Source organism: Herbiconiux gentiana, from assembly GCF_024978135.1.
Taxonomy (GTDB): Bacteria; Actinomycetota; Actinomycetes; order Actinomycetales; family Microbacteriaceae; genus Herbiconiux; species Herbiconiux gentiana.
The window spans coordinates 1-24,577 of sequence record NZ_JANTEZ010000008.1; the positions used below are offsets into that span (position 1 = coordinate 1).

23 protein-coding genes are annotated in these 24,577 nt (G+C 73.7%); 13 read left to right on the plus strand and 10 right to left on the minus strand.

Going from position 1 to position 24,577, the window contains the following annotated elements; all coding sequences use genetic code 11:
- Positions 1-239: 239 nt before the first annotated feature.
- The gene (locus NVV95_RS16135; protein ID WP_259487576.1) at positions 240-1,385 is read right to left on the minus strand and encodes an MmyB family transcriptional regulator; all 1,146 of its coding nucleotides are present in this window, start codon (positions 1,383-1,385) and stop codon (positions 240-242) included.
- Complete coding sequence (locus NVV95_RS16140) at positions 1,349-1,696, minus strand: helix-turn-helix domain-containing protein (protein WP_259487577.1); 348 nt, start codon at positions 1,694-1,696, stop codon at positions 1,349-1,351. Before NVV95_RS16140 ends, NVV95_RS16135 begins: the two co-directional genes overlap by 37 nt.
- A 101-nt stretch (positions 1,697-1,797) precedes the next feature.
- On the opposite strand from NVV95_RS16140, the gene NVV95_RS16145 reads away from it, so the two are divergent.
- Positions 1,798-2,490: an SDR family NAD(P)-dependent oxidoreductase gene (locus tag NVV95_RS16145; RefSeq protein ID WP_259487578.1), complete on the plus strand. Its 693-nt coding sequence runs from the start codon at positions 1,798-1,800 to the stop codon at positions 2,488-2,490.
- A gap of 12 nt (positions 2,491-2,502) precedes the next feature.
- Here the strand turns inward: NVV95_RS16145 and NVV95_RS16150 are convergent, their stop codons facing one another.
- The 3 genes from NVV95_RS16150 to NVV95_RS16160 all read right to left on the minus strand — a co-directional run bounded on the left by NVV95_RS16150 (position 2,503) and on the right by NVV95_RS16160 (position 5,234).
- On the minus strand, positions 2,503-2,907 hold the full coding sequence (locus NVV95_RS16150; protein ID WP_259487579.1) for a hypothetical protein: 405 nt from the start codon (positions 2,905-2,907) through the stop codon (positions 2,503-2,505).
- An 85-nt stretch (positions 2,908-2,992) separates the two neighbouring features.
- Positions 2,993-4,591, minus strand: a complete 1,599-nt coding sequence (locus tag NVV95_RS16155; protein WP_259487580.1) for an ABC-F family ATP-binding cassette domain-containing protein — start codon at positions 4,589-4,591, stop codon at positions 2,993-2,995.
- 52 nt (positions 4,592-4,643) lie between these two features.
- On the minus strand, positions 4,644-5,234 hold the full coding sequence (locus tag NVV95_RS16160; RefSeq protein WP_259487581.1) for a uracil-DNA glycosylase family protein: 591 nt from the start codon (positions 5,232-5,234) through the stop codon (positions 4,644-4,646).
- Here NVV95_RS16160 and NVV95_RS16165 point away from each other — a divergent pair.
- The 7 genes from NVV95_RS16165 to NVV95_RS16195 are packed head-to-tail and all read left to right on the plus strand — an operon-like array spanning position 5,224 to position 11,460.
- Positions 5,224-5,646 carry a biopolymer transporter Tol gene (locus NVV95_RS16165; protein ID WP_259487582.1) on the plus strand — a complete coding sequence of 141 codons (423 nt, stop codon included), beginning with the start codon at positions 5,224-5,226 and terminating at the stop codon, positions 5,644-5,646. The genes NVV95_RS16160 and NVV95_RS16165 overlap by 11 nt on opposite strands.
- Positions 5,647-5,677: 31 nt before the next feature.
- Positions 5,678-6,721: an NAD(P)-dependent alcohol dehydrogenase gene (locus NVV95_RS16170; protein ID WP_259487583.1), complete on the plus strand. Its 1,044-nt coding sequence runs from the start codon at positions 5,678-5,680 to the stop codon at positions 6,719-6,721.
- On the plus strand, positions 6,718-7,518 hold the full coding sequence (locus NVV95_RS16175; protein WP_259487584.1) for a GNAT family N-acetyltransferase: 801 nt from the start codon (positions 6,718-6,720) through the stop codon (positions 7,516-7,518). Before NVV95_RS16170 ends, NVV95_RS16175 begins: the two co-directional genes overlap by 4 nt.
- Before the next feature lie 48 nt (positions 7,519-7,566).
- The gene (locus NVV95_RS16180; protein WP_259487585.1) at positions 7,567-8,307 is read left to right on the plus strand and encodes a histidine phosphatase family protein; all 741 of its coding nucleotides are present in this window, start codon (positions 7,567-7,569) and stop codon (positions 8,305-8,307) included.
- A gap of 56 nt (positions 8,308-8,363) precedes the next feature.
- Entirely contained in the window at positions 8,364-8,939 is a 576-nt protein-coding gene (locus NVV95_RS16185) for an Rv2134c family protein (protein WP_259487586.1), read from the plus strand.
- Positions 8,940-8,941: 2 nt separating this feature from the next.
- Positions 8,942-9,715, plus strand: coding sequence for an Rv2133c family protein (locus tag NVV95_RS16190; protein WP_259487587.1), 774 nt, complete (start codon positions 8,942-8,944; stop codon positions 9,713-9,715).
- Positions 9,716-9,735: 20 nt separating this feature from the next.
- Entirely contained in the window at positions 9,736-11,460 is a 1,725-nt protein-coding gene (locus NVV95_RS16195; RefSeq protein WP_259487588.1) for a cation:proton antiporter, read from the plus strand.
- Here the strand turns inward: NVV95_RS16195 and NVV95_RS16200 are convergent.
- A complete protein-coding gene (locus NVV95_RS16200) occupies positions 11,457-13,460 on the minus strand; it encodes a vWA domain-containing protein (protein ID WP_259487589.1) in 2,004 nt (667 codons plus the stop codon). The two genes, NVV95_RS16195 and NVV95_RS16200, sit on opposite strands and share 4 nt — an antisense overlap.
- 50 nt (positions 13,461-13,510) lie before the next feature.
- A complete protein-coding gene (locus NVV95_RS16205) occupies positions 13,511-14,893 on the minus strand; it encodes a magnesium chelatase ATPase subunit I (protein ID WP_259487674.1) in 1,383 nt (460 codons plus the stop codon).
- Between the two features lie 200 nt (positions 14,894-15,093).
- Here NVV95_RS16205 and NVV95_RS16210 point away from each other — a divergent pair, with 200 nt between their 5' ends.
- The 4 genes from NVV95_RS16210 (at position 15,094) to NVV95_RS16225 (ending at position 20,742) form a co-directional block, all read left to right on the plus strand.
- Entirely contained in the window at positions 15,094-16,116 is a 1,023-nt protein-coding gene (locus tag NVV95_RS16210) for a 3-oxoacyl-ACP synthase III (protein ID WP_259487590.1), read from the plus strand.
- Positions 16,113-18,818 carry an alpha/beta fold hydrolase gene (locus NVV95_RS16215; protein ID WP_259487591.1) on the plus strand — a complete coding sequence of 902 codons (2,706 nt, stop codon included), beginning with the start codon at positions 16,113-16,115 and terminating at the stop codon, positions 18,816-18,818. Before NVV95_RS16210 ends, NVV95_RS16215 begins: the two co-directional genes overlap by 4 nt.
- Positions 18,815-19,810, plus strand: a complete 996-nt coding sequence (locus tag NVV95_RS16220; protein WP_259487592.1) for an NAD-dependent epimerase/dehydratase family protein — start codon at positions 18,815-18,817, stop codon at positions 19,808-19,810. Before NVV95_RS16215 ends, NVV95_RS16220 begins: the two co-directional genes overlap by 4 nt.
- Before the next feature lie 92 nt (positions 19,811-19,902).
- Positions 19,903-20,742 carry an alpha/beta hydrolase gene (locus tag NVV95_RS16225; protein ID WP_259487593.1) on the plus strand — a complete coding sequence of 280 codons (840 nt, stop codon included), beginning with the start codon at positions 19,903-19,905 and terminating at the stop codon, positions 20,740-20,742.
- Between the two features lie 76 nt (positions 20,743-20,818).
- On the opposite strand, the gene NVV95_RS16230 is transcribed toward NVV95_RS16225, so the two are convergent.
- Both NVV95_RS16230 and NVV95_RS16235 read right to left on the minus strand, forming a co-directional pair.
- Entirely contained in the window at positions 20,819-21,847 is a 1,029-nt protein-coding gene (locus NVV95_RS16230) for a helix-turn-helix domain-containing protein (protein WP_259487594.1), read from the minus strand.
- 71 nt (positions 21,848-21,918) lie between these two features.
- The gene (locus NVV95_RS16235) at positions 21,919-22,446 is read right to left on the minus strand and encodes a GNAT family N-acetyltransferase (protein WP_259487595.1); all 528 of its coding nucleotides are present in this window, start codon (positions 22,444-22,446) and stop codon (positions 21,919-21,921) included.
- Between the two features lie 102 nt (positions 22,447-22,548).
- On the opposite strand from NVV95_RS16235, the gene NVV95_RS16240 reads away from it, so the two are divergent.
- Positions 22,549-23,334 (plus strand): aquaporin, encoded by a 786-nt coding sequence (locus tag NVV95_RS16240; protein WP_259487596.1) that lies wholly within the window; start codon positions 22,549-22,551, stop codon positions 23,332-23,334.
- Here NVV95_RS16240 and NVV95_RS16245 read toward each other — a convergent pair.
- Positions 23,280-24,548, minus strand: coding sequence for a hypothetical protein (locus NVV95_RS16245; RefSeq protein ID WP_259487597.1), 1,269 nt, complete (start codon positions 24,546-24,548; stop codon positions 23,280-23,282). The genes NVV95_RS16240 and NVV95_RS16245 overlap by 55 nt on opposite strands.
- Positions 24,549-24,577 lie beyond the last annotated feature (29 nt).

The window sequence follows — 24,577 nt, forward strand, 5'->3', positions numbered from 1 at the left end:
CCCCGCCGCCGCCGCGGCCCCCGCAGCCGCTCCCTCCGCGGCCGCCGCCGCCCCCGCGGCCGCTCCCTCCGCGGCCGCCGCTCCCCCGCGCACCGCCCCCGATCCCCTCTTCTGACTTCCTTTCCCCCAGCGAAGGTGATAATCTTTCAGCGCAGCCCGCTCTAGCGGGCTGAAGTAGGCCTCGCAGTCATCCGGACGGTTCGACGAGCGGGGCTCGCGCATTTAAGGCCCGCCCGTGGTCAAGCCCCGACCTCGACCACGTCGGTGATGAGCGGCGAGACTCGCCGTCGCCAGTCGCCGCCGCGGTGGGCGCACCACGCCACCAGATCACTCACCCACAGCAGTGGGCACTCCCCCGGCGACACGTGCCGGTACTGCAGCCCCGCGCCCGGCGTCGATCGCAGCGCCGAGGCGATGTGCGTCCGGTCCGCGGCCTCCGCCGATTCGTCCCGCTCCAGCACCAGCTGCGAAGCCTCAGACGCCACGAGGTCGCCGACGAGCGACGTGAGCAGCAGCGGCCGGGCGACGCGATCCGAGCATCCGGAGACGAGGTAGAGCACGACCTCGACCTCCATCGCGCACACGGCGGCCACCAGCTGCCGCCGGCTCGAGTCGGACTCCTTGCGGAAGTGGATGCGCGACTGGCCGGGGCGGGTCAACCTGCGCAGCGCCTTCTCGACCGCGGCCGCATCACCGGGTGCCACCGCCGTCGCGGCGATCCAGTACCCGCGGGCCTTGCACTCGTCGACGAAGACGCGCGCGCCGCGCGGAAAGACGGCCATCCCAACACCCTTCGACTGGAAGAGTGAGAATCTATCAGGTCGCGACGACTCCGGGCGCGGTAACGGCCGAGACGCGGAGGAAGTCGAGGCCGCCGCCGGGGTGCCGGCCGCGGCCGTGTAGACGACGATTCGGAGGTCGGTTCCCGCCACCGTGAAGACGTCGCAGTCGAGCTCGATGTCGCCGACGAGGTCGTTCTCGACGACCTTGCGCTCCGACTGGTGCTCGCCGACGGCGCCGCTGTGCCAGACCCCCGCGAAGCGGGGGCTCGCCGCCAGGAGGTCGGCGACGAGCGAGCGCACCCCTCGATCATCCGGATACCGCCCGAGCACCCGCCGCAGGTCGCCCACCAGCGACGCCTCGAAGGCCTCGACGCTGTTGGAGCGGCTCGCGATGCGGCGCTCGGAGGTCATGAAGCCGACGCCGGTGAAATGCCAGATCAGCAGGTTCGCGCGGTGGCTCGTCGAGCGGGCGGGGTCGCCGAGGAGGGCGGTCCAGAGGCGGCTCCAGGTGAGCAGGTCCCATGAGGCGGTGAAGACCGCGAGCGGCACCTCGCCGAGGCGCGCGATCAGCCGCTGCACCCCGGGCGGGATGTGCGCCGGCACCTCGGAGCGGAGGGCGGGAGCAGGCCGGCGACGACGTAGAGGTGGTCGCGCTCGGCGTCGCTCAGCTGCAGCGTGCGGGCGAGGGCGGCCGCGACCTGCGCCGAGGGGCGGCGGGCACGCCCCTGCTCGAGGCGCACCACGTAGTCGACGCTGAGGCCGGCGAGCATCGCCAGCTCCTCCCGCCGCAGGCCGGCGGCGCGGCGGGTGTCACCGGCGGGCAGGCCCACGTCGAGCGGCGAGAGGCGGTCGCGCCAGGTACGGAGGAGCTCGCCGAGTTCGCCGGCTCCGGCGGAGGTGGGGCGGGCATCCATTATGCAAGTCTCGCACCGGGCGGCCCGGCGAGGGTGGTACTGCCGTTCCACCCGTCGACGGGCACCTGGGCGGGGTCGCGGGGCGGGCGCAGACTCGGAGCATGACAACGACACTCATCTCCGGGGCCAACAAGGGCCTCGGCTACGAAACCGCCCGCCGACTCGTCGAGGCGGGCCACACCGTCTGGGTCGGCGCCCGAGACCCCGAGCGCGGGCAGCGGGCGGCGGATGCGCTGGGAGCGCGCTTCGTGCAGCTCGACGTCACGTCCGACTCGTCGGTCGACGCCGCGGTGGCGACCATCGCGGGCGACGGCGGTCTCGACGTGCTGATCAACAACGCGGGGATCCCGGGGCCGATGCGCCCCGCCGCCGAACTCACCGCCTCGGACGCCGAGGACGTCTACGCCACGAACGTCGTGAGCATCGTGCGGATGACCCGCGCCTTCGCGCCGCTGCTCTCGCAGTCGTCGGCGCCGACGATCGTGAACGTGTCGAGCGGCATGGGCTCGTTCGGCGCGGTCACCGACCCCGAGCGGATCGAGTCGCAGATCGTCGCCCCGCTGTACCAGTCGTCGAAGTCGGCGGTGACGATGCTGACGGTGCAGTACGCGAAGGCGTATCCCGAGATGCGAATCAACGCGGCCGACCCGGGGTACACGGCGACCGACTTCAACGGCAACAGCGGGCACCAGACGGTGCAGGAGGGGACGGATGCCGTGGTCGAGCTCGCGACGCGCGGCGGCTCGGGGCCGACCGGCACGTTCGTCGACCGCTCGGGCGTCGCGCCGTTCTAGCGAGGGCGGACGCTACTTCGCCGTCACGACCACCGTGAACGTCAGCGGCTGGATGCCCCCGTCGGAGTTCGTCATGGTGACCTCGGTCTCGCCGGGGCCGACCGCGGTGACCCCGGGGTTGGTCTCGGCGCTGCCGCCCGTGGCGCCCTTGACGAAGGTCGCCACCTGGGTGTCGGCGACCTCGCCGGTGTAGCTGTCGGTGGCGAGGTCGCCCGTCTTCACGTTGAGCACCTGCCCCACCACGAGGTCGACGGTGGCGCCCTGCAGGTCGTTCGCCTCCATCGTCACCGGCGCGACGATGTCGCCGCCGATGGGCGTCGTCGGCGCCTCGGCGGGGCTCGCCGCGCATCCGCTCAACCCGCCGCCCGCCACGGCGACGGCGATCACGACGGCGGTGAAGGTCCTGGTCAGTCTCATGGCGCCAGTATCCCAGCGCACCGCCCTGCCCTCCATCACGATCCGGCAACGCACCCCAACGGGGGTGGCGACCGAACCCGCAGGGTCAGAGGGCGCCGGAGGCGGCGCGGAGGGTGACCTGGGGGGTGCCGTCGAAGATGAGGAGGCGGTCGGCCAGCTTGTCGACGAAGAACCGGTCGTGCGAGACCACGAGCACCGCCCCCGGGAAGTGCGTGAGAGCCCGCTCCATCACCTGCGTGCTCGTGATGTCGAGGTGGTTCGTCGGCTCGTCGAGCACGATCACGGCCGCGCCCGAGAGCAGGCACTGCGCGATCGCGACACGCGCCCGCTGGCCGCCCGAGAGGGTGCCGATCTTCTGCTTCAGCTCGGCCTCCGAGAACTGCAGCATCGCGAGGAACCGCCCGACGCTCTTCTTCGTCGCCGAGAACGCCAGCGAGTCGGGGTAGGCGTTCACGGCGTGGCCGACCGTGTCGGTCAGATCCAGCGCGGCGTAGACGTGGTTGTACGAGACGAACCGCGCCCCCTTGGCCCACCGCACCTGCCCGCTGTCGGCCTCGGTCTCGCCGGTGAGCACGTCGAGCAGCGTCGACTTGCCCGAGCCGTTCGACCCCACGACGGCCACGCGGTCGCCGCGGTGCAGGCTGAAGGTGACGTCGGTGAAGAGCGGATGCCCGTCGAACCCCTTGCTCAGCCGCACCACCTCGAGCAGGTCGTTGCTCACGCGCAGCCCGCCGTAGATCTCGGTGATGATCTGGTCGATCGGTCGCGGAGCCTGCTTCTTCTTGATGTCGGCGAGCCGCCGCGCCACGAAGGTGTCGTCCGAGCGGTTGCGCGCCGCCTCGCGACGGGCGGCCGACGCGGCCTGCTCGTAGGCGAGCAGCTCCTCCTCGTGCGCGAACTGCCGTTCGAGCATCCGCAGCCTCGACTGCTTGGCTTGCACGTAGGCCGAGTAGTCGCCCTCGTACTCCTGCAGCCGGTGGTTCTCGATCTCGACGATGCGGGTGACGACCCCGTCGAGGAACTGCCGGTCGTGCGAGACGACGAGCACCGCGCCCTGGTACCGGCCGAGCCAGGTCTCGACCCAGCGCACGCCGTCGAGGTCGAGGAAGTTCGTGGGCTCGTCCAGGAGCAGCACGTCGGGCGCCTGCACGAGGATCTGCGCCAGCGCCGCCCGGTTGCGCCAGCCGCCCGAGAGCCGGTCGACGGGCAGCTCGCGCCGCGACTCGTCGAAGCCGAGGCTGGTGAGCACGGTGTCGATCGTGTTCTCGTACGACCAGCCGTCGATCGCGTCCATCCGCTCGAACAGCGCGCCCTGCTCGGTGAGCAGGGCGGTCATCCGCTCGTCGTCCAGGGGCTGGGCGAGCTGTTCGCCGATGGTGTCGAGGCGGGCCTGCGTCTCGTGCACGGCGGCGAAGTGGTCGCCGAGAATGCTCCGGATGCTCCGGTCGCCGTCGAGCTCCGAGAACTGGGAGAAGTAACCGATCGTGGTCCCCAGCGTGACGTCGACGCTGCCCGAGGAGGGCTCGATGCGCCCGAGCACGAGCTCGAGGAACGTGGTCTTGCCCGTGCCGTTCTTGCCGATCAGCCCCACCCGGTCGCCGCCGCGGAGCTTCAGGAACGCCTCGCGCAGCACCGTGCGCCCGTCGAACTCGATGCTCACGTCGTTCAGGCGGATCAGGCTCACGGATGCTCGTTCTCAGTCGCTCGGGATGCGGCCGACCGGCCGACGCCCCAGCCTACGTGCTCCGCCGATCGAGGGCGTCGCGCACCAGGGCGGCCAGCTGCGGGGTGGTGTCGGCCTCGAACCAGGGGTTGCGCATCCGCCAGCCCTGCGTGAGGGGCGAGGGGTGCACGATCGGGTAGAACGGCAGGTAGTCGGAGGCCGCGCGCACCGTGTCGGTGAGAGTGCGGCCGCGGCGCGGGCCGAGGTAGAGGCGCTGGGCGTGGGCGCCGATCAGGATGGTCAGCCGCACCTCGGTCAGGGCCGGCAGGATGCGCGGGTGCCACTGCTCCGCGAAACCGCGCCGGGGCGGCTGATCGCCCGAGGCCGCCTTGCCCGGGTAGTAGAAGTCCATCGGCACGATCGCGAGGTTCGCCGGGTCGTAGAACTCGGCGTCGCTCATGCCGAGCCATGAGCGCAGGCGCACCCCGCTGGCGTCGTTCCACGGGATGCCGGTCTCCTGCGCCTTCCGCCCCGGAGCCTGGCTGATGATGAGCACGCGCGACTCGGGCGAGCCCACGACGAGGGGCTGCCAGCCGGCCGCGGTTGCCCAGGCGTTCGACGGATGCGCGGCCACCTCGGCGCGCAGCTCGTCGATGACGGTCACGAACCCAGTGTGCCACCGTCGCCCGAGGCGTAGCGTCGACCGCGTGACCGACGACGAGCGCTGGCTGGTGGTGAACGGGCGCCGCTGGCCCCGCACCGACCCGTCGCTGCCCGACGAGCTCACGACGGCGCTGCGGTCGCACCTCGGCCGGGGGCGCAGCGGGGTGGGGGCGGGGAAGCGCAGCGGCGACGATGAGCGGGTGGCCGCGTCGCGGAAGCGGGTGGGGCTCGCCAAGCACGGACTCGGCGAGCGCGGACCCCGCTGGTGGGACGAGCCGGAGGCCGACCGGCTGGCCCGGGCCCGCGAGGCGCTGCGCGAGCTCGACGCCCTCGACGCTGCCGCCACGGCCGACGCGCCCGCCGCCCCCGCCGCCGCGGCCGCCCTCGACGCCCTCGACACGCCCGAGAGCTGACGCCCTACCCCCCAGGCGTACCGTGGAGACCATGAAGGCACTCCAGTACACCCGCATCGGCTCCCACCCCGAGATCGTCGAGATCCCGAAACCCTCCCCCGGCCCCGGCCAAGTGCTACTCAAGGTCACCGCCGCGGGCGTGTGCCACTCCGACGAGTTCGTGATGGGCCTCTCGGAGGAGGAGTACCTCGGCGGCGGCTATCCGCTGCCCCTCACCCTCGGCCACGAGGGCGCGGGCATCGTGGCCGAGCTCGGCGAGGGTGTCGAACACCTCGCGGTCGGCGACGCCGTCGCGGTCTACGGCCCCTGGGGCTGCGGCCGCTGCCGAAAGTGCGCGGAAGGCAAGGAGAACTACTGCCTGAACGCCCAGGCCGAGGGCATCAAGCCGCCCGGGCTCGGCGCCCCGGGCTCGATGGCCGAGTACATGCTCGTCGACGACGCCCGCCACCTCGTGCCGCTCGGCGACCTCGACCCGGTGCAGAACGTCTCGCTCACCGACGCCGGCCTCACGCCGTACCACGCCATCAAGACCTCCCTGCCGAAGCTCGGCGCGGGCAGCCACGCCGTCGTCATCGGTACGGGCGGCCTCGGTCACGTGGCCATCCAGATCCTGCGCGCCCTGAGCGGCGCCACCGTCATCGCGCTCGACGTGAACGACGAGAAGCTCGCGCTCGCCAAGGAGGTCGGCGCCCACCACACGGTGATCAGCGACGCCTCGGCGGCCGACGAGATCCGCCGCCTCACGGGCGGCCTGGGGGCCGACGCGGTGTTCGACTTCGTCGGCGCCGAGCCCACCATCGCCACCGCCGTCGCCTCGGCGGCCTCCGAGGCCGACGTCACGATCGTGGGCATCGGCGGCGGCACCGCCCATGTCGGCTTCGGGTCGATCGCCTACGACGCCGCCCTCCGCATCCCGTACTGGGGCTCGCGCTCCGAGCTGATCGAGGTGCTCGAGCTCGCCCGCACCGGCCAGGTCGGCGTCGAGGTGCAGCGCTACTCGCTCGACGACGGGCCGAGGGCCTACGAGGCGCTGGCGGCCGGCACGGTGCGCGGTCGCGCGGTCATCGTCCCGTGAGCGCAGCCGCCGCCCGGCAGGAGTACCTGCGCGCCTACGACGAGCCGCTTCGCGGCGACGCCGCGACACCGAGCGCCCTGCGGGTCGAGCGTCTCGGTCCGCTGCGGCTCGTGACCTTCGCCGGTGGGCGCGGCTTCGTCAGCTACCGCGATCTCGGCGGGGCCGACGAGGCGGCGATCCGGGCGCTGGTTCCGGATGCTCTGCAGCACCTCACCGCCGACCCGGCCATCCGGCGCATCGAGTGGAAGACCCGTGGCCACGACGACACCCCGGGCCTGCACGACGCGCTTGTGGCCGAGGGCTTCGTGGCGGAGGAGCCGGAGTCGATCATGGTGGGCCCGCTCGAGGCCCTCGCGGCGATCTCGACCGAGCCGCCCGCCGGGGTCACGGTGCGCCAGGTGCGCGAGGAGGCCGAGGTGCGCGCCATGAGCGCCGCGGTCGACGAGGCCTTCGGCGAGCCGGTCGACGAGGCGATCGCGGATGCCCTGGTGGCTCGGCTCGCCCGCGGCGACGGGATGGAGCTCTGGGTCGCCGAGGCCGACGGCCGCATGGTCGGCGGAGGCCGCCTCGAGCCGGTTCCGGGCACCGAGTTCGTGGGCATCTGGGGCGGCGCGGTGCAGACCGCGTACCGCGGGCGAGGCGTCTACCGAGCCCTCACGGCGGCCCGGGCGCGCTCGGCCCTCGCCGGAGGCGCGCGGCTCGTGCACAGCGACAGCACCGAGTTCTCCCGGCCCATCCTGGAGCGCTCGGGTCTCGTGCGGGTGTCGACCACGACGCCCTATCAGTGGGCGCGCTGACACCCCCGCGCCGACGGATGCCCACCGTCGAGTGTCTAGGCTGATCGGATGGCCACAGTCATCCTCGTGCGGCACGGACGCACCACCGCCAACGCCTCCGGACTGCTCGCGGGCCGCACCCCCGGGGTGAGGCTCGACGAGGTCGGTGAGCAGCAGGCGGCCCGCACCGCCCAGCGGCTCGCCCTGGTGCCACTCGTGGCGGTGGTGTCGAGCCCGCTCGAGCGCTGCCGGCAGACGGCGGGCGTCATCCTCGACCGCCGGCAGAGGGCGCTGGTCGGCGAGCTGCCGGGCGAGCCGCCGGGCGAGCTGCCCGGCCCCCGTCCCTTCGAGCTCCGCATCGACGACGACCTCACCGAGTGCGACTACGGCGACTGGCAGGGCCGCACCCTGAAGGAGCTGGCGAGCGAGCCCCTCTGGTCGACGGTGCAGCGCCAGCCCTCCGCCGTCACCTTCCCGGGCGGGGAGTCGATGGCGACGATGCAGCTGCGCGGCGCCTCCGCGGTGCGCCGCCTCGACGCGGCCTTCGAGGCCGAGCACGGCCCCGGTGCGGTGTGGGTCGCGGTCAGCCACGGCGACATCATCAAGGGCATCCTGGCCGACGCGCTCGGCATGCACCTCGACCTCTTCCAGCGCATCAGCGTGAGCCCCGCCTCCGTCTCGATCGTGCGCTACGGCGCCGACCGGCCCGACGTGGTGGCGACGAACACCGAGGCGGGCGACCTGTCCTGGCTCCGGGCGGCCCCGCCCGCGGCCGACGCGCCGGTGGGTGGCGGAGCGGGCCCCGCGTGACCCGCGAGTCCGTCCGGATCCGAGCGGGCCGGGCATCCGGTCAATAAAATAGGGGCATGCCCACAATCGTCCACGACTTCGCCTGGCCCGACCGTGTCGTGGTGGGCACGGTCGGCAACCCGGGTTCCCGCACCTTCTACCTGCAAGCCCGCACCGGCGCCCAGCTCGTCAGCGTCGCGCTCGAGAAGGAGCAGTCGGCGGTGCTCGCCGAGAAGATCGACGAGATCCTCGACGAGCTGATGGTGAACGACGGCAACCGCTTCAGCGTGCCGAGCAGCATCCCGGTCGAGCTCGTCGACAACGACCCGCTGGAGCCCGTGTTCGAGCAGTTCCGGGCGGGCGCGATGGGCCTCGGCTGGGATCCGACGACCGCCCAGCTCGTCGTCGAGGCCTACCCCCTGGTGGAGACCGAGGCGGCGCCCGACGACCTCTCGGCCGAGCTCGAGTGGGAGACCGGCGAGCCGATGGTCGAGCCCGCCGAGCTGCTGGTGGTGCGGATGCCCGTGGGCACCGCCCGCGCGTTCGCGAAGCGCACCCGCGAGATCGTGGGCGCGGGCCGCCCCCTCTGCCCGCTCTGCGGCACCCCGATGGACCCGGAGGGCCACGTCTGCCCCGTCGGCGACGACGTCTGACCATGGGCGGCGAGGAGCCCGGCGAGGGGCTCGAGCTCGAGCTGATCGGACGCATCACCACCGCCTCGAACGCCACCTTCCTCGCCCGCCTCGGCGAGCTGGAGGTCGTCTACAAGCCGGTTGCCGGCGAGAAACCCCTCTGGGACTTCCCCGACGGCACCCTCGCCGACCGCGAGGCCGCCGCGTACCTCGTCTCGGAGGTGCTCGGCGGCGGGGTCGTGCCCCGCACCTGGCTCCGCGACGGCCCGCTCGGGCCCGGCATGGTGCAGCTCTGGCAGACCGTCGACCCCGAGCAGGACGCGGTCGACCTGGTCCCCGCCGACGCCGTGCCCACCTCGGGCTGGCGCCGGGTCTTCGACGGGCACGACGACGAGGACAGGCCGATTGCCCTCATCCACGAGGACACGACCACGCTCCGCCGCATGGCGGTCTTCGACGTCATCGCGAACAACGCCGACCGCAAGGGCGGCCACGTGCTGCCCCTGGCAAGCGGACACCGGCACGGCGTCGACCACGGCCTCACCTTCCACGCCGAGCACAAGCTGCGCACCGTGCTCTGGGGCTGGATCGACGAGCCCCTCAGCGACGACGAGCTCGCCGGCGTCGAGCGGGTGCTCGCGGCGCTCACCGACGGCGACCTCGTCGACGCGCTCACGCCGCTGCTCACCGACGACGAGATCGTCGCCCTCGCCGACCGCGCGGATCGTCTGCTCGCCGACGGCCGGTTCCCGGCGCCCGAGGGCCGCATGCCCGCGGTGCCCTGGCCGATCTTCTGACACCGGTTAGGGTCGATCAGATGGAACTGGGCATCTACGGGATCATCGCCGTCGCAGTGATCGTGGCCGTGGCCGCCTTCTCGAAACGGCTGGGCATCGCGGCGCCGATCATCCTCGTGGTGGTCGGGGTCGGTCTGTCGTACCTGCCCGGCGTGCCCGAGATCGAGGTGCCGCACGAGATCATCCTCGACGGCCTGCTGCCGCCCATCCTCTACGCCGCCGCGGTGAGCGTGCCGGTCGTCGACTTCCGGCGCAACCTCGCTCCCATCGCGAGCCTGTCGGTGGTGCTCGTGATCGTCACGGCCTTCGCCACAGGCTTCCTGCTCTACACCCTGCTGCCCGACCTCAACTTCGCCGCGGCCGTCGCGCTCGGCGCGATCATCAGCCCTCCGGATGCGGTGGCCGCCACCTCGATCGGCCGTCGCCTCGGTCTGCCCCCACGACTGCTCACGCTGCTCGAGGGCGAAGGCCTCGTGAACGACGCGACCGCCCTGGTGCTGCTGCGCTCGGCCGTGGCCGCCGCCGCCGGAGCGATGACGGCACCGTGGGCGGGTGTCACCGACTTCCTGTTCGCCGTCGTCGTCGCCGTGATCGTCGGGCTGGCCGCCGGCGCGGTGACCGTCTACGTGCGCTCGAAGCTGTCCGACCCGGTGCTCGACACGGCGCTGTCTCTCGCCGTGCCGTTCGTGGCGTTCGTGCCGGCGGAGCAGCTCGGGGCCTCCGGGGTGCTCGCCGTCGTCGTCGCCGGGCTCTACACGGGGCACGCCTCCCCCACCAAGTTCTCACCGCAGTCGCGGATCAGCGACCGGATCAACTGGCGCACGATCCAGTTCCTGCTCGAGAACGGCGTGTTCCTCCTGATCGGTCTCGAGATCCGCACGCTGATCGAAGCCGTGCAGCCCGAGATCCTGACGGTCGAGGCCTCTTTCGGCATCGGCCTGCTCGCCACCGTGGCGCTGGTGCTGATCCGGTACCTCTGGATCGGGCCGCTCGTGTTCGCCCTCGGTCAGCGCGAGAAGCGCAACGAACGCCGAACCTACCGCGCGCTGCTGGCGCTGTACTACTACCGGAGTCATCCGGTCGCGACGAAGCGGCAGGCCCGCGTGCGCAACCGGCTGGAACGCGACTACGAGCGCCGCCGGGCCGATCTCGAGCAGCAGCGCCAGGAACGCATCGACTGGCGCGGCGGCGTGGTGCTCGGCTGGTCGGGCATGCGCGGTGTGGTGACGCTCGCGGCCGCGCAGTCCCTTCCCGAGGACACGCCCTACCGCCCGCAGCTGATCCTGATCGCCTTCACCGTCGCGGTCACGAGCATCGTGCTGCAGGGCGGCACGCTGCCGTGGCTGATCCGGCTGCTCGGGGTCGAGGGCATCGACGCCAAGGAGGACCGCAAGGAGCTCGCCCAGCTGCTGGAGACGATCAGCAGCGCCGGGCTCGAGAAGCTCGACGAGCAGGTCGCCGAGCGCAGCGACCTCGTCGACCCCGAGGTCGTGGAGCGGGCGCGCCAGGCCACGTTCCTGCGCACCGAGGCGGCCTGGGAGCGGGCCGGGCGGCGCGAGCAGCCCGACGAGACCCCGCACCGGCTCTACCGGGAGCTGCGGCTGGCGATCGTGGCCGCCGAGCGCGAGAAGATGCTCGAGCTGCGGGCCGTCGGCACCTACCCGTCACGCATCCTGGCCGAGGCGCAGGCGCTGCTCGACCAGGAGGAGACCCGGCTGCAGCGCCGGCCGGGCACCGGGCACTAGCCGAGGTCGAGCGGGTCGCTGCCGCGGGAGCCGAGGTACGAGCCCACGACGGCCGCCCCGAGGTCGTCGGCCTCGGGCGCCACCACGGAGCCGTCGACGCGGCGCGCCATCGAGTCGATGAACCGCGCCAGCCCCGGGTCGTCGCCGAGCCGGAAGAAGGTCGTGCGGGCGCCCAGGCGCACCGAGTTGTCGAGTTCGCGAACGGCATAGGCGATGGTCAGCGGATGCGGCGGGTAGGCGAAGAACACCTCGCCGTTCGCCTCGAGGTGCGAGGTGGGCTCGCCGTCGGTGACGATCAGCAGCACGGGCTGGGCGTTCGGGTGCTTGCGGAAGTGCCGGTTCGCGAGCAGCAGCGCGTGGTGCAGGTTGGTGCCCTTGTCCCACTCGGCCTCGAGCCCCGTGAGCTCCTCGATGGGCATCACCTGGGCCGAGCGGCCGAAGGCGATCAGCTGCAGGTCGTCGCCGCGGAAGCGGCTCGTGATGAGCGTGTGCAGCGCGAGCGCGGTGCGCTTCATCGGCACCCAGCGGCCGTCCATCGCCATCGAGAACGAGGTGTCGACGAGCAGCGCCACGGCGGCCTGCGTGCGGGCCTCGGTCTCCTGCACCTCGACGTCGCCGATCTCGATCCTGACGCCCGCGGCGGTGTCGCCTCCGGCGCCGGCGACGCGAGTGACGGCGTTCGTGATCGTCCGCGTCACGTCCCACGGCTCGGTGTCGCCGAAGGCCCACTCGCGCGTCGAGCCCGAGCGCTCCCCCGCCGCGCCGGCCTGCCGCACGTCGCGGGCGCCCTGGCGCCCCGACAGCCGCTGGGCCACGTCGCGCAGCAGCGCCTTGCCGAGCTGCCGCATGGCCTTCGGGGTCATGCGCAGCTGCCCGTCCGACCCGCGCTTCATCGTGCCGGTGTCGCGCAGCGCCTTCTCCAGCTGCTGCAGCGTGCGGGCGTCGACCACCGCGTCCGAGCCGAGCTGCCGCGCGAGGGCGTCGAGGTCGAGATCGTCGAGCTGGGAACCGTTGTAGGACTGGGCGAGCTGCTCGCTCAGCTCGTCGAGGTCGGCCAGGTCTTGGAAGACGCCGGTGCCGTCGCCGAGCCCGAGCCCCTGCTCGCCGCTCATCCGCTCGGAACCGCCCCAGTCCTCACCGGGCCGGAGCGACCGCAGGGTCTCGTCGAGCCGGCCGAGGCCCTGCATCAGCTCGGGCGAGCCGAAGGCCTGCTGGGCGAGGGCGTCGAGCTCGTCGCGCTGCTCCTGGGTCATCGAGTTGCGCATCCGCTGGGCGGCCGCGGCGCGGGCGGCGAGCGCATCGAGCAGCTCGTCGATGGTCTCCGGATGCTCGGGGAAGAACTCCCCGTGCTCCGCCATGAACCCCTCGAACTGCTCGGGGGTGTCCTCACCCCGGGCGTGCGCCTCGAGCAGCTCGTTGAGGTCGGCGAGCATCCGCGTGATCGCCTCGCGGTCGGCGTCGCTCGCGTTCTCGAGCGCGTTCTTCATGCCGGCGAAGCGCTGATCGAGCATCTCGCGGCCGAGCAGGTCCTTGATCCTCTCGAAGTCGGCTCGCGCCTCGGAGCTCGTCCAGTCGTAGCCGTTCAGCTCGCTCACCGCGGCCGCGGCGGAGGCGGGCAGGTTGTCGAGCTGCATCTGGGCGAGGGCCCGGTCGCCCTCGTCCATCAGGGCGTCGCGCGCGAGTTGCTTGCGCTCGGCGAGCACCGCCTTCTCGAGCAGCTCCGTGATCTCCTGCAGCGTGCCGTCGAGGTTGTGCTCGCGGGTGAGCTCGCGACGGCGCTCGGCGACCCGGCGGGCCAGGTCGTCGAGCCCGTTCTGGTCCCGGCCGCCGCGGCGGAGGAACTCGCGCAGGGCCTGCTCGGGCGAGTAGCCCGCCATCACCTCCTCGCCGATGGCGTCGAGCGCCTCGGTGAGGTCGACGGGCGGCGCCAGCGGGTCGGGCCCGTCGACGTACCGCCCGTAGCGGGCGGCCCGGGTCAGGCGGCGGTTCGCCCTAGGCATGGTCGCGCATCCGCTCACCGGGGGCGGATGCGCAGACGGCGGTCGCCCGCTCAGCCATAGATCGTCTCGCCGCCGCCCGACTCCTTGCTCACCCGGCGGGCGAGGTAGAGCCCCTCGAGGGCGAGCTCGATGGCGCCCGCCCGCTGACCGTCGTTCGTGGCGCCGAGGCGGTCGCCGATCTCGTCGTAGAGCTCCGACTCGCCGAGCGAGGGCAGCCCGGCCAGGAAGTCGCGTGCGGCGACCTGCTCGCCGGTGGTGACGAGCGACCCGCCCTCGAGCGCGTCGACCAGCAGCGCGAAGTCGAGGCCGCGGAAGTGCGCCCGCACGGTCTCGGCGGTGGCGGTGCGCAGCAGGTGGTCGAGGATCTCGTCCTCCCGGCCCTCCTCGCCCGACTCGAACTCGATCTTGCCGCCGAGCACGTCGACCGCCGTCTCGAGGTCGACCGGTCGGGCGACCGCGTCGGGCTCGCCCTGCCGGGTGGCGCGGTGGATGGCCGCCGCCGCGATCGTCTCGGCCCCGGCGATGGAGAAGCGGGCGCTGACGCCGCTGCGCTGGTCGACCGACGCCGACTCGCGGAGGTTGCGGGTGAACCGGGCCAGGATCTCGATCAGATAGTCGGGCACGTCGGCGACGAGCTCGGCCTCCTGGCGGATGACCGCGATCTCGTCGGCGAGCTCGGTCGGGTAGTGGGTGCGGATCTCGGCACCGAAGCGATCCTTCAGCGGGGTGATGATGCGGCCGCGGTTGGTGTAGTCCTCGGGGTTCGCACTCGCCACCACGAGCACGTCGAGCGGCAGGCGCAGCACGTAGCCGCGGATCTGGATGTCGCGCTCCTCCATCACGTTGAGCATCGCCACCTGGATGCGCTCGGCGAGGTCGGGCAGCTCGTTGATCGCCACGATGCCGCGGTGGCTGCGCGGGATCAGGCCGAAGTGGATGGTCTCGGGGTCGCCCAGGCTCCGCCCCTCGGCCACCTTCATCGGGTCGACGTCGCCGATCAGGTCGGCCACGCTCGTGTCGGGTGTGGCGAGCTTCTCGACGTAGCGCTCCTCGCGGCGGCGCCAGGCGACGGGCAGCTCGTCGCCGAGCTCGGCCGCGCGGCGGAGGCTGACGCTGGTGATCGGCTCGTAGGGGTGCTCGCCGAGCTCGGAGCCGTCGATGACCGGCGACCACTCGTCGAGGAGGCCGGACAGGGTGCGGAGCAGCCGGGTCTTGCCCTGGCCGCGCTCACCGAGCAGCACGATGTCGTGCCCGGCGATGAGCGCGCGCTCGAGCTGCGGGATGACGGTGGACTCGAAGCCGTGCAGCCCCGGCCACGGGTCGCGGCCCTCCCGCAGGGCGTCGAGGAGGTTGTCGCGGAGCTCGGTGCGGAGGGTCTTCTGGACGTGTCCGGAGGCACGCAGTTCGCCGACCGTCGTCTGGGTTGGGCGCATCACGCGGGCAATGCTACGCCCGCTTTCCGGGGCCGATGTCAGGGCCTCGGAAGCTCGCTCCGAGGCCCCCGTGTGCAGCCGGGGGCGGGGCGTGCCTAGGATGCGAGGATGACCGGTTCAGCCTCCACCCAGCGCACTCCCTGTAGATTACTGGTCTCGTGCGTGCGATCACGCGCGTTCTGGAGAGCCGCGGAGGATTCGTGACCGGCAATTCGACTACCCGATTCCGCAACGTGGCCCTGCTGTCCGTTGCGAGCACGATCCCGTCGAGGGTGACCACCTCCGACGAGATCGAGCAGAAGCTCGCCACGGCGCTGAAGCGCCTGAAGCTGCGCAGCGGTCTGCTGCGCCGTGTGGCCGGCGTGCTCGAGCGGCGCAACTGGGGCCCCGGTGAGAGCTCCGACGCCGCCACCATCTCGGCCGGGCGCCGTGCGCTGGCCGAGGCCGGCATCGACGCCTCCGAGATCGGGCTGATGATCAACACCTCGGTGACCCGGCAGCACCTCGAGCCGTCGGTGGCCGTGCGCATCCACGACGGGCTCGGGCTGCCGAGCTCGGCCATCAACTTCGACGTCGCCAACGCCTGCCTCGGCTTCGTCACCGGCATGACGCTCGCCGCCGCGATGATCGAGTCGGGCCAGGTGAAGTACGCCCTGATCGTCAACGGCGAGGACGCCGACGAGATCCAGGTCAACACGATCGAACGGCTGCTGCGGGAGGACATCGACCGCGAGGCCTTCATGAGCGAGTTCGCGTCGCTCACGCTGGGCTCGGGGGCGGCGGCGGCCGTGATCGGCCCGGCCGACGCGCATCCGTCGGGCCACCGCATCCTCGGCGGCGTCACCCGCGCGGCCACCCAGTTCCATGAGCTGTGCGTCGGCAGCGTCGACGGCATGTTCACGGATGCGCGAGCACTCCTGAAGGGCGGGCTCGACCTCGTGCTCTCCGCCTGGAAGGAGGCGCAGACCGAGTGGCGCTGGGGCAAGATGGACCGCTACATCACCCATCAGGTCTCGTCGGTGCACACCGACTCGATGGTGCGGGCCGCGACGCTCGACAAGAGCCGGGTGCCGGTGACCTATCCGCACCTCGGCAACGTCGGTCCGGCGTCGATCCCCATCACGCTCGCCGAGGAGCAGAAGACGCTGAAGAACGGCGACCGGGTGCTGCTCATGGGTGTGGGCTCCGGGCTGAACACGGCCCTGATGGAGATCGCCTGGTGACGGCCTCGCCGCCGCCCGCCCGCTCCGCCGTCTCCCCCGCCGCCCTTCCCCCCGCCGGGCTCGACGGCTTCGACACCGCCCACTCGCGCCTGCTCACGGTGCCGGGCGGCGACTCCTGGCACTACGTCGACACCGCGGATGCCCTGGCCGCCCTCGGGGCCGAGCCGGTCGGCACCGTGCTCGCGGTGCACGGCAACCCGACCTGGTCGTACCTCTGGCGGCACGTCGTCGCCCGCACCCTCGAGGACGCCCGCGCGGGCGGCCCCGCGTGGCGTGTGGTCGCGGTCGACCAGCTCGAGATGGGCTACTCCTCGCGCAGCGGCCGGTCGCGCATCCTCCCCCAGCGCATCGACGACCTGTCGGCCTTCACCGAGGCGCTGGGTCTCACCGGCCCGGTCGTCACGCTCGGCCACGACTGGGGTGGAGTGGTCTCGCTCGGCTGGGCCACCACGCATCCCGAGCTGCTGGCGGGTGTGATGCTGCTGAACACCGCCGTGCACCAGCCGGCCGACGTGCCCATCCCGGCGCCGCTCCGGCTCGCCCGGGCGCGCGGGATGCTCGGGGCCGGGTCGGTGCAGACCACCGGCTTTCTCGACGTCACGCTCTCGCTGGCCGCTCCGCCACTCCCGCCCGAGGTTCGCGCCGGCTACCGGGCGCCCTACCCGACCGCCTCCCGCCGACGCGGGATCGGCGCGTTCGTCGCCGACATCCCCGTGGACGCCTCGCACCCGAGCCACGCACGGCTGACGCGGCTCGCCGCCGACGTGGCCGCGCTTGAGGTGCCGGCGCTGATGCTCTGGGGTCCGCGCGACCCGGTCTTCGGCGACCGGTACCTCGACGACCTCGTGGGGCGGTTGCCGCACGCGCAGGTGCACCGCTTCGAGGGGGCCGGGCATCTCGTGGCCGAGGATGCGCCGGTCGCCGAGTCGGTGCTGACCTGGCTGGACGAGTACGTCGGCCCGGGTGGTCGTGCCGGTGCGGGCGGTCTTGCCGGTGCGGGTATCGTCGGCGACGCCGGTACCGCCACCGCTCCTTCCTGTGATGGCGATGGCGCCGGCCGCGCATCCTTCACCCCCCTCTGGGCCCACCTCGAGGAGCGTCGCGACGACGACACCGACGCCGTGGTCGAGCTGCGCGGCGACGGTGTGCGCCACGTCTCGTGGCGCACGCTGAACGACCGCGTCACCCGCCTCGCCGCGGGGCTGCACCGCCTCGGCGTGCGGAAGGGCGACCGCGTCTCGCTGCTCACGACCCCCGGCGCGACGCTCACGGCGGTGGTCTACGCCTGCCTGCGGCTCGGCGCCGTCGTCGTGGTGGCCGACGCGGGGCTCGGGGTGCAGGGGCTCGGACGCGCCCTCCGCGGCGCCTACCCCGACTTCGTCATCGGCGAGACCCGTGGGCTGGCGGCGGCCCGGGCGCTGGGCTGGCCGGGCATCCGCATCTCGACCGCTCGCCTGCCTCGCGCGTCGGCGAGGGCGCTCGGTGTGACCGTGAGCCTGCGCGAGCTGTACGACGGGCCGTCGCTCGATCTGCCCGCCGCGCCAGAACCCGGCGATCCCGCGGCGATCCTGTTCACCTCCGGGTCGACCGGCCCGGCGAAGGGCGTCGTCTACACGCACGCCCAGCTCTCGGCGGTGCGCGACGCCCTCGGCGAGCACTTCGCCGTCACTCCCGACTCGGGCCTCGTCACGGGCTTCGCCCCCTTCGCGCTGCTCGGGCCGGCGCTCGGCGCGCGGTCGTCGACCCCCGAGATGGACGTCTCGGCGCCCCGCACCCTCACCGCCCGCGCGGTGGCGGCGGCGGTCTCGGCCGCGGCGGCCGACATCGTCTTCCTCTCCCCCGCCGCCATCCTGAACGTGGTGGCGACCGCGGGCGAGCTCGAGCCCGCCGAGCGGGTGGTGCTCGGGGGCGTGCGCACGGTGCTCTCCACGGGGGCACCGGTGAGCGAGCGGATGCTCTCCGAGCTCGTCGCCGTGCTGCCGAACGCTCAGGCGCATGCCCTCTACGGCATGACCGAGTGCCTGCTGGTCTCCGACATCACGCTCGACGACGTGCGGGCCGTTCGCGCCTCGGGGTCGGGTGACGAGGGGGTGTGCGTCGGGCATCCGATCGCCGGGGTCGAGGTGCGGATCAGTGCGCTGGACGAGCTGGGCCGGGCGACGGGGTCACCGTCGCGGGCTGTCGGCATGCTCGGCGAGGTGCTGATCTCGGCGCCGCACCTGAAGAGCGGCTACGACCGGCTGTGGCTCACCGACCGGGAGGCCGTGCGGGACACGCCCGAGAATGGACGCTGGCACCGCACCGGCGACGTCGGGCACCTCGACGCCGACGGGCGGCTGTGGATCGAGGGGCGGCTGCCGCACGTCATCGCGACCTCCGACGGGCCGGTCGCTCCGGTGGGCGCCGAACAGGCCATCGAGACGGTCGAGGCGGTGCGCCGCGCGGCGGTCGTCGGGGTGGGTCCGCAGGGCCTCCGGCAGTTCGTCGCAGTCGTCGAGGCCTCGCCCAGGGCTCGGCGGGCCGCCCTCGCCGCGCCGGAGCTCGCTCGGCGGGTGCGGGAGTCGACCGGGCATCCGCTCGTCGCGGTGTTCTCGGTGGCGCAGCTGCCGACGGACATCAGGCACAACTCGAAGATCGACCGGGCCGGGTTGTCGCTCTGGGCCGAGGGCGTGCTCGAGGGCCGGCGGCTGAGCGCGCCGTGACCGTTCTCGTCACCGGGGCGAGCGGGCTGCTCGGGCGGGCCGTGGCGGCCGAGATCGCCGACCGCGGGGTTCGTGTGCGCACGCTGCAGCGGCGGCCGTCGGGGCTCGCAGGGCGGGGTGGCGGCGGCTCGGTCGCCGATGTCGCTGGCTCGGTGACCGACGCCGCCGCGGTCGCCCGGGCCGTCGAGGGCGTCGACGCGGTGGTGCATCTGGCCGCGAAGGTGTCGCTCGCCGGCGACCCCGACGAGTTCACGGCGGTCAACGTCGAGGGCACCCGGCTGCTGCTCGACGCCGCCGAGCGCGCGGGTGTCGCGCGCTTCGTGCAGATCTCGTCGCCGTCGGTCGCGCACGCGGGCAGCTCCCTCGTCGGCGCCGGGGCCGAGCCCGCCGATCCCGCCCGGGCCCGGGGCCTCTACGCCCGCACCAAGGCGGAGGGCGAGCTCATCGCCCTCGCGCACGACCGGCCGGGCTTCGCCGTGGTGGCCGTGCGCCCGCACCTCGTCTGGGGCCCCGGTGACACGCAGCTCGTCGAGCGGATCGTCGACCGCGCCCGGCACGGCCGGCTGCCGCTGCTCGGCGACGGCACCGCGCTGATCGACAGCACCTACATCGACAACGCCGCGACGGCGATCGCGTCGGCGCTGGAGCGGGCCGCGCATCCGGACGCCCATGGCCGACCCTTCGTCGTGACCAACGGCGAGCCGCGACCGGTGGCCGAGCTGCTCGCGGGCATCTGCCTCGCCGCCGGCGTGCGACCGCCGCGCTGGAGCGTGCCGGCCGGCCTCGCCCGCGCGGCCGGCGGCGCCGTGGAGCGCTGGTGGGCGGTGCGGCCAGGCACCGACGAGCCGCCGATGACGCGCTTCCTCGCCGAGCAGCTCTCGACCGCGCACTGGTTCGACCAGCGCGCGACCCGCCACGCCCTGGCCTGGGCCCCGTCCGTCTCGCTCGACGAGGGCCTCCGCCGCCTCGCCGCCCACTACGCGGCCCGCTGACCCCGGCCGCCTGACCGCGCCCGGCCGACTGCGCCCGGCCGATGTCGGGATGCTCGCTCGTGCGGATGCCGACGGGGTCGTAGATTCGGAGCATGGTCATCGACGACGCGACGCCCCTCCGGTTCTGGCCCGGGTTGGTCTATGCCGAGCGGCCCGAGGGGGCTCTGCGGCTCGATGTGCTGGCACCCGCGGAGGGCGCGGGCGGGGCGGCGGGTGAGGGTGGGGGCTGGGCGACCCGGGCGCCAGGCGCATCCGGTCGGGGGCTCGCCCCGGTCGTGGTGTTCCTGCACGGCGGCGGGTGGCACGAGGGCGACCGCGGGGCGGCACTGCATCCGTGGCTGAATCCGTTGCTGGCCGGGCGGGGCTTCGTGACGGTCGCGCCGACGTATCGGCTGAGCGGCACCGCCGTCTGGCCGGCCGCGTTGGACGACGCGCTCGACGCCGTCGCGTGGACGATCGCGCACGCCGAGGAGTTCGGCGGCGACCCGGAGCGGGTCGCCGTGTGGGGGTTCTCGGCGGGAGCGCAGCTGGCGGCGATGGTCGCCCTCGATCCGGCGAGCGGCGTGCGGGCGGCGGCGGTCGCGGCCTGCCCGGCCGACCTCCGGGGCACCGATCCCGACGCCGACGACGAGGTCACCCGGCTGCTCGGCGCTCCGGTGACCCCCGAGCGGCTGGCGGCGCTGAGCCCGGTCGCCCAGGTGCGGGGCGCGGTCGTGCCGTTCTCGATCGTGCACGGCACCGCCGACGAGATCGTGCCGGTCGAGCAGGGCGAGGCGCTGCGCGACGCGATCCGCGCGGCCGGCGGGGTCGCCGAGTGGCACGCGATCGAGGGCGGGCGGCACAGCTGGCCCGACACCCCGTCGGCGGGCCTCGACGAGCAGGCGCCGAGCTTCGGCTCACTCGCCGCCGACTTCTTCGAGCGGATGCTCTGACCGCCGACGTCGCCCGTACCCCCACGCCGCGCGCGGGCCGACCGCGGTCGCGAAGGGGGCTGGACGAGCGGGCGGGTCAGGAGGCGGTGCGGAGGGACGCCGCGGATGCGGCGGCGCCCGCGGCGGCCGCGCGGGTGAGGTGGTCGTGGAACTCGTCGGGGCGGATGAGGCGGGACGGCGTGCCCGGGGCCTCGCCCGGGCGCACGAGGGCCTCGCCCGGGCGCACGAGGGTCGGACCCTGGTTCCCGCAGGCGCGCAGGGTGCGGCGCAGGTGGGCGATCGCGCCCGAGGCGAAGGTGTCGGGCGGGTCGAGCCAGACGAGCAGGAAGTGCCCGCCCGGCACGTCGAGGCACTGCCACGGCATCTCGCCGAAGCCGAAGCCGTCGACGAAGGCCGGGGCCTCGCCGAAGGTCAGCGGGCGCGCCTCGAGACTCGCCCACATCTCGCGGAAATCCGCGTCGCGCACGGACAGCTCGCCCACGAGCTCCTGCAGCCGCGGGTCGTCCGGGTCGCCGTGGAAGCGCAGGGCGGCGACAGCAGCGCGAGCGGTGCGGCGCCAGCCCTCGAGCCCGCGGGCTTCCTGCGGGGCGAGGAACGCCGCCGCTACGCAGTTGCCCCCGGCGACGGCGAAGCTCGGCTGCAGGGCGTGGGCGAGCTCGTTGGCGACGAGGATGTCCTGGTTGCGGTCGAGGACGTAGACCGGAGCATCCGACCACTGCTCGACCAGCCGGAGGACGAGGTCGCTCACGGGCGGCACCGGGCGGCCCGGTGAGCGCGGCGGAGCCGGCAGCGCGAGGCGGTAGAAGTAGGCGGACGCGTCGGCGTCGAGGCGCAGGGCGCGGCAGAGCGAGGCGAGCACCTGCTCGGAGACCTGGTGGTGGCGGCCCTGCTCGAGGCGGATGTAGTACTCGCGGCTGATGCCCGCGAGGTCGGCCACCTCCTCCCGGCGGAGGCCGGAGACCCGGCGGCCCGGTTCGGCGACGAGCCCGACGTCGGCGGGCTGCAGCTGGGCCCGGCGGCCCCGGAGGTACTGCCCGAGGGTGGGCGCCGCCGAGGCGGGCTCGGGCCGATGACGGGTCGGCGGAAGAGCGGGAGCTGCGCGCATGTCGTTCCTTCGGGATCGCATCCGGAGTAGCGGTGCTCGAATCCTATTGGATTTTCACGCGCAGCGGGACGTCAGCGGAGAGCGCTCTCCCCTACCCGGAACTTGAAGCCGCGGTGCGACCCGACGAACCCGAGCCGCTCGTAGAAGCGGTGCGCGTCGGTGCGCGCCTCGTCCGACGTCAGCTGCACGAGCGCCGCGCCGAGCGCCGGCGCCGCGACCTGCGTGCTCCAGCGCATCATCGCCGAGCCGATGCCCGACGACCGCCGCGCGCTGCTCACCCGGACCGCCTCGATCAGCACCCGGGTGGCACCGCGACGGGCGAGGCCCGGGATGCGCGTGAGCTGCATCATCGCGACCACCTCCTCGTCGGCGCCGACCACGACGAGCAGGTCGTTCGACGGGTCGCCGAGGGTGTCGACGAGCCCGGCCCGGTAAGCCGGGGCGTCCGCCGCGTCGGCGAGGTCGCCGCGCGAGGCGCTGACGGCGTCGTCGGCGAGCAGCCGCATGAGCGCGTCGAGGTCGCCGACGTCAGCGCGTCGCAGGGTGACCGCGCCGTCGGGGGTGGCGAGCGCGGCGGGGAGGTCGAGATCGGTGAGCATCGCCCCAGTCTCGCATCGGCCACCGCGCGGCTCGACAGACGTGGCACGAGGTTGCGACGCCGGTCGTGTCGGCACGGGCATCCGGATGCGTAGCCTCACGTCATGCCGAGCCAGAAGAACCCCGCCCACGTCCCCTCCGGCGCCTCGCCTCTCCGCCGGGCCGCCGCCGAGGCGGGCGGCACCTTCCTGCTCGTGTTCGGGCTGATCGGGGCAGCCCTGCTCACCTCGCCCGACTCGAACGGAGTCGCCGCCCAGCCGGGGACGGGACTGCTCGGCGTGGCCGTCGCACTTGGGCTGACCGTCGCGATCGGTGCGGCGGTGCTCGGCCCGGTCTCGGGCGGGCACTTCAACCCGGCGGTCACGATCGGCGTCGCGGTGGCGGGCCGGCTGCGCTGGGGCCTCGTGCCGGTCTACCTCGCGGCCCAGGTGGTCGGCGGGGTGGCGGGCGCGGCGCTCGTGCGGGCTCTCCTCCTCGGCAGCGCCGACGGCGGGTCGGCGGCGGTCGGGGCGGGCTTCGCGTCGACGGGGTACGGGATGCTCTCCCCCGGCCACTTCGGCCTGGTGCCGGTCGCGGCAGTGGAGGTCGTCGCGACCGCCGTGCTGGTGGTCGTGGTGCTCACCACGACCCACCCCCGCACCGGAACCCCGCTCGCGCCGCTCGTGATCGGCGGCACGCTGACCCTGATGCTCTTCGTCGCCCTGCCGATCGACAACGCCTCGCTCAACCCGGCCCGATCGCTCGCCACCGCGGTGTTCGGCGGAGGTGACTGGGTGGCGCAGGTGTGGGCGTTCATCGTGTTCCCCGTCGTGGGCGCGGCGGTCGCGGCCGGGCTCTACCGTCGCGCGACGGCGGGCCGCGCCTCGGCGGCCCCGGCCGACCCGGCCTGAGCGGCTCGCACCCACGGCAGCGGCAGCCGGCCCGAGAGCTGCAGCACGCACAGCGTGCTCGCCAGAAGGCACAGCACCAGGGCGGCGAGGGGCAGCAGGAGGCCCTCGGCGCCGTCGAGAGCATCCGGAACCAGCCCCGGCTCGGAGCGGGCAGCCGTCAGGGTGTCACCCACCGGGAACGCGGCCGAACCCGCCCCGGGCGCACCCGCCGCGGCCACCCCGCCACCGCCCGGCGGTCGAGCGACCACCGCATTGGAGGGCTGGGCCCCCGTGGGGGTGGCGGGCGCTTCGGGCACCACCGCCGGGGCCGTCGCGTCGTAGTTGACGATCAGCGGGGTGGCGGGCTTGGCGGGGTCGCGCTGGCCACCCGAGCTGAACCAGTACGACGCCTGCCCCGTCGACGCCTGGAAGTCCACGAAGCTCGACGGGAACGATCCCCAGTACGCCTCGTTCACGGCGGTGCGGGCGACCTGCGCCGGGTCGCCGCCGTCGACACCGAGATACTCGGGCTGGGCGGTGAACCCGCCGGCGGCGCCGAGGTCGACGCCGTTCAGCTCGGCGAGCACCACCTCGCGGGCGGGCAGCGGCTCCCACTCGGTGAGGTCGTCCATGCTGGTGGCGTAGCCGCCCAGCGTCGCCACGAGCCGGCCGCTGCCGTCGGCGCCGATCGTCAGCTCGGGGTCGGTGGCGGTCCAGTAGGTCATGCCGCCGTAGAAGGCGACGGTGAACGAACCCGTCCAGCGGATCGTCGCCCCGTCGACCCCGACCTGCCCGACGCCACCGTCCAGGACGACCTGACTGCTCGTCGAGGCGGTGAGCGACCCCGCGCTCACCGGGACGCCGTTCGGATCGAGGCAGCGGCTCGCGAAGTCGGCCGTCCGCCAGGTTCCGGATGCGCTCAGCTTCTCGATCCGCACCGACCCGCTCCGGGCGGCGTAGAGCCCGTCGGCCTCGGTCCACACCCGTGCCCCGCCGGCATCGCCCGCGGCGCCCGCGCTGAGGAAGTTGCAGCCGCCCGCGAACGACCCGCTGCTCGCCTCCCGGCTGAGCCCCCAGCGCAGCTGCGCGTTCGCGACCACGCCGCCTCCGCTGCCGCCCTCGGGCACGGTCACGGTGATGGGCCGGTCGTCCCCACCCGGCTCCGTGGCGGCCGACGCCGACGCCCCCGCACCCGCACCCGCGAGCATTCCGGCCCCGAGGACGACCGCGAGCACGAGCACACACCCGAACCCGGCGCGTCTCG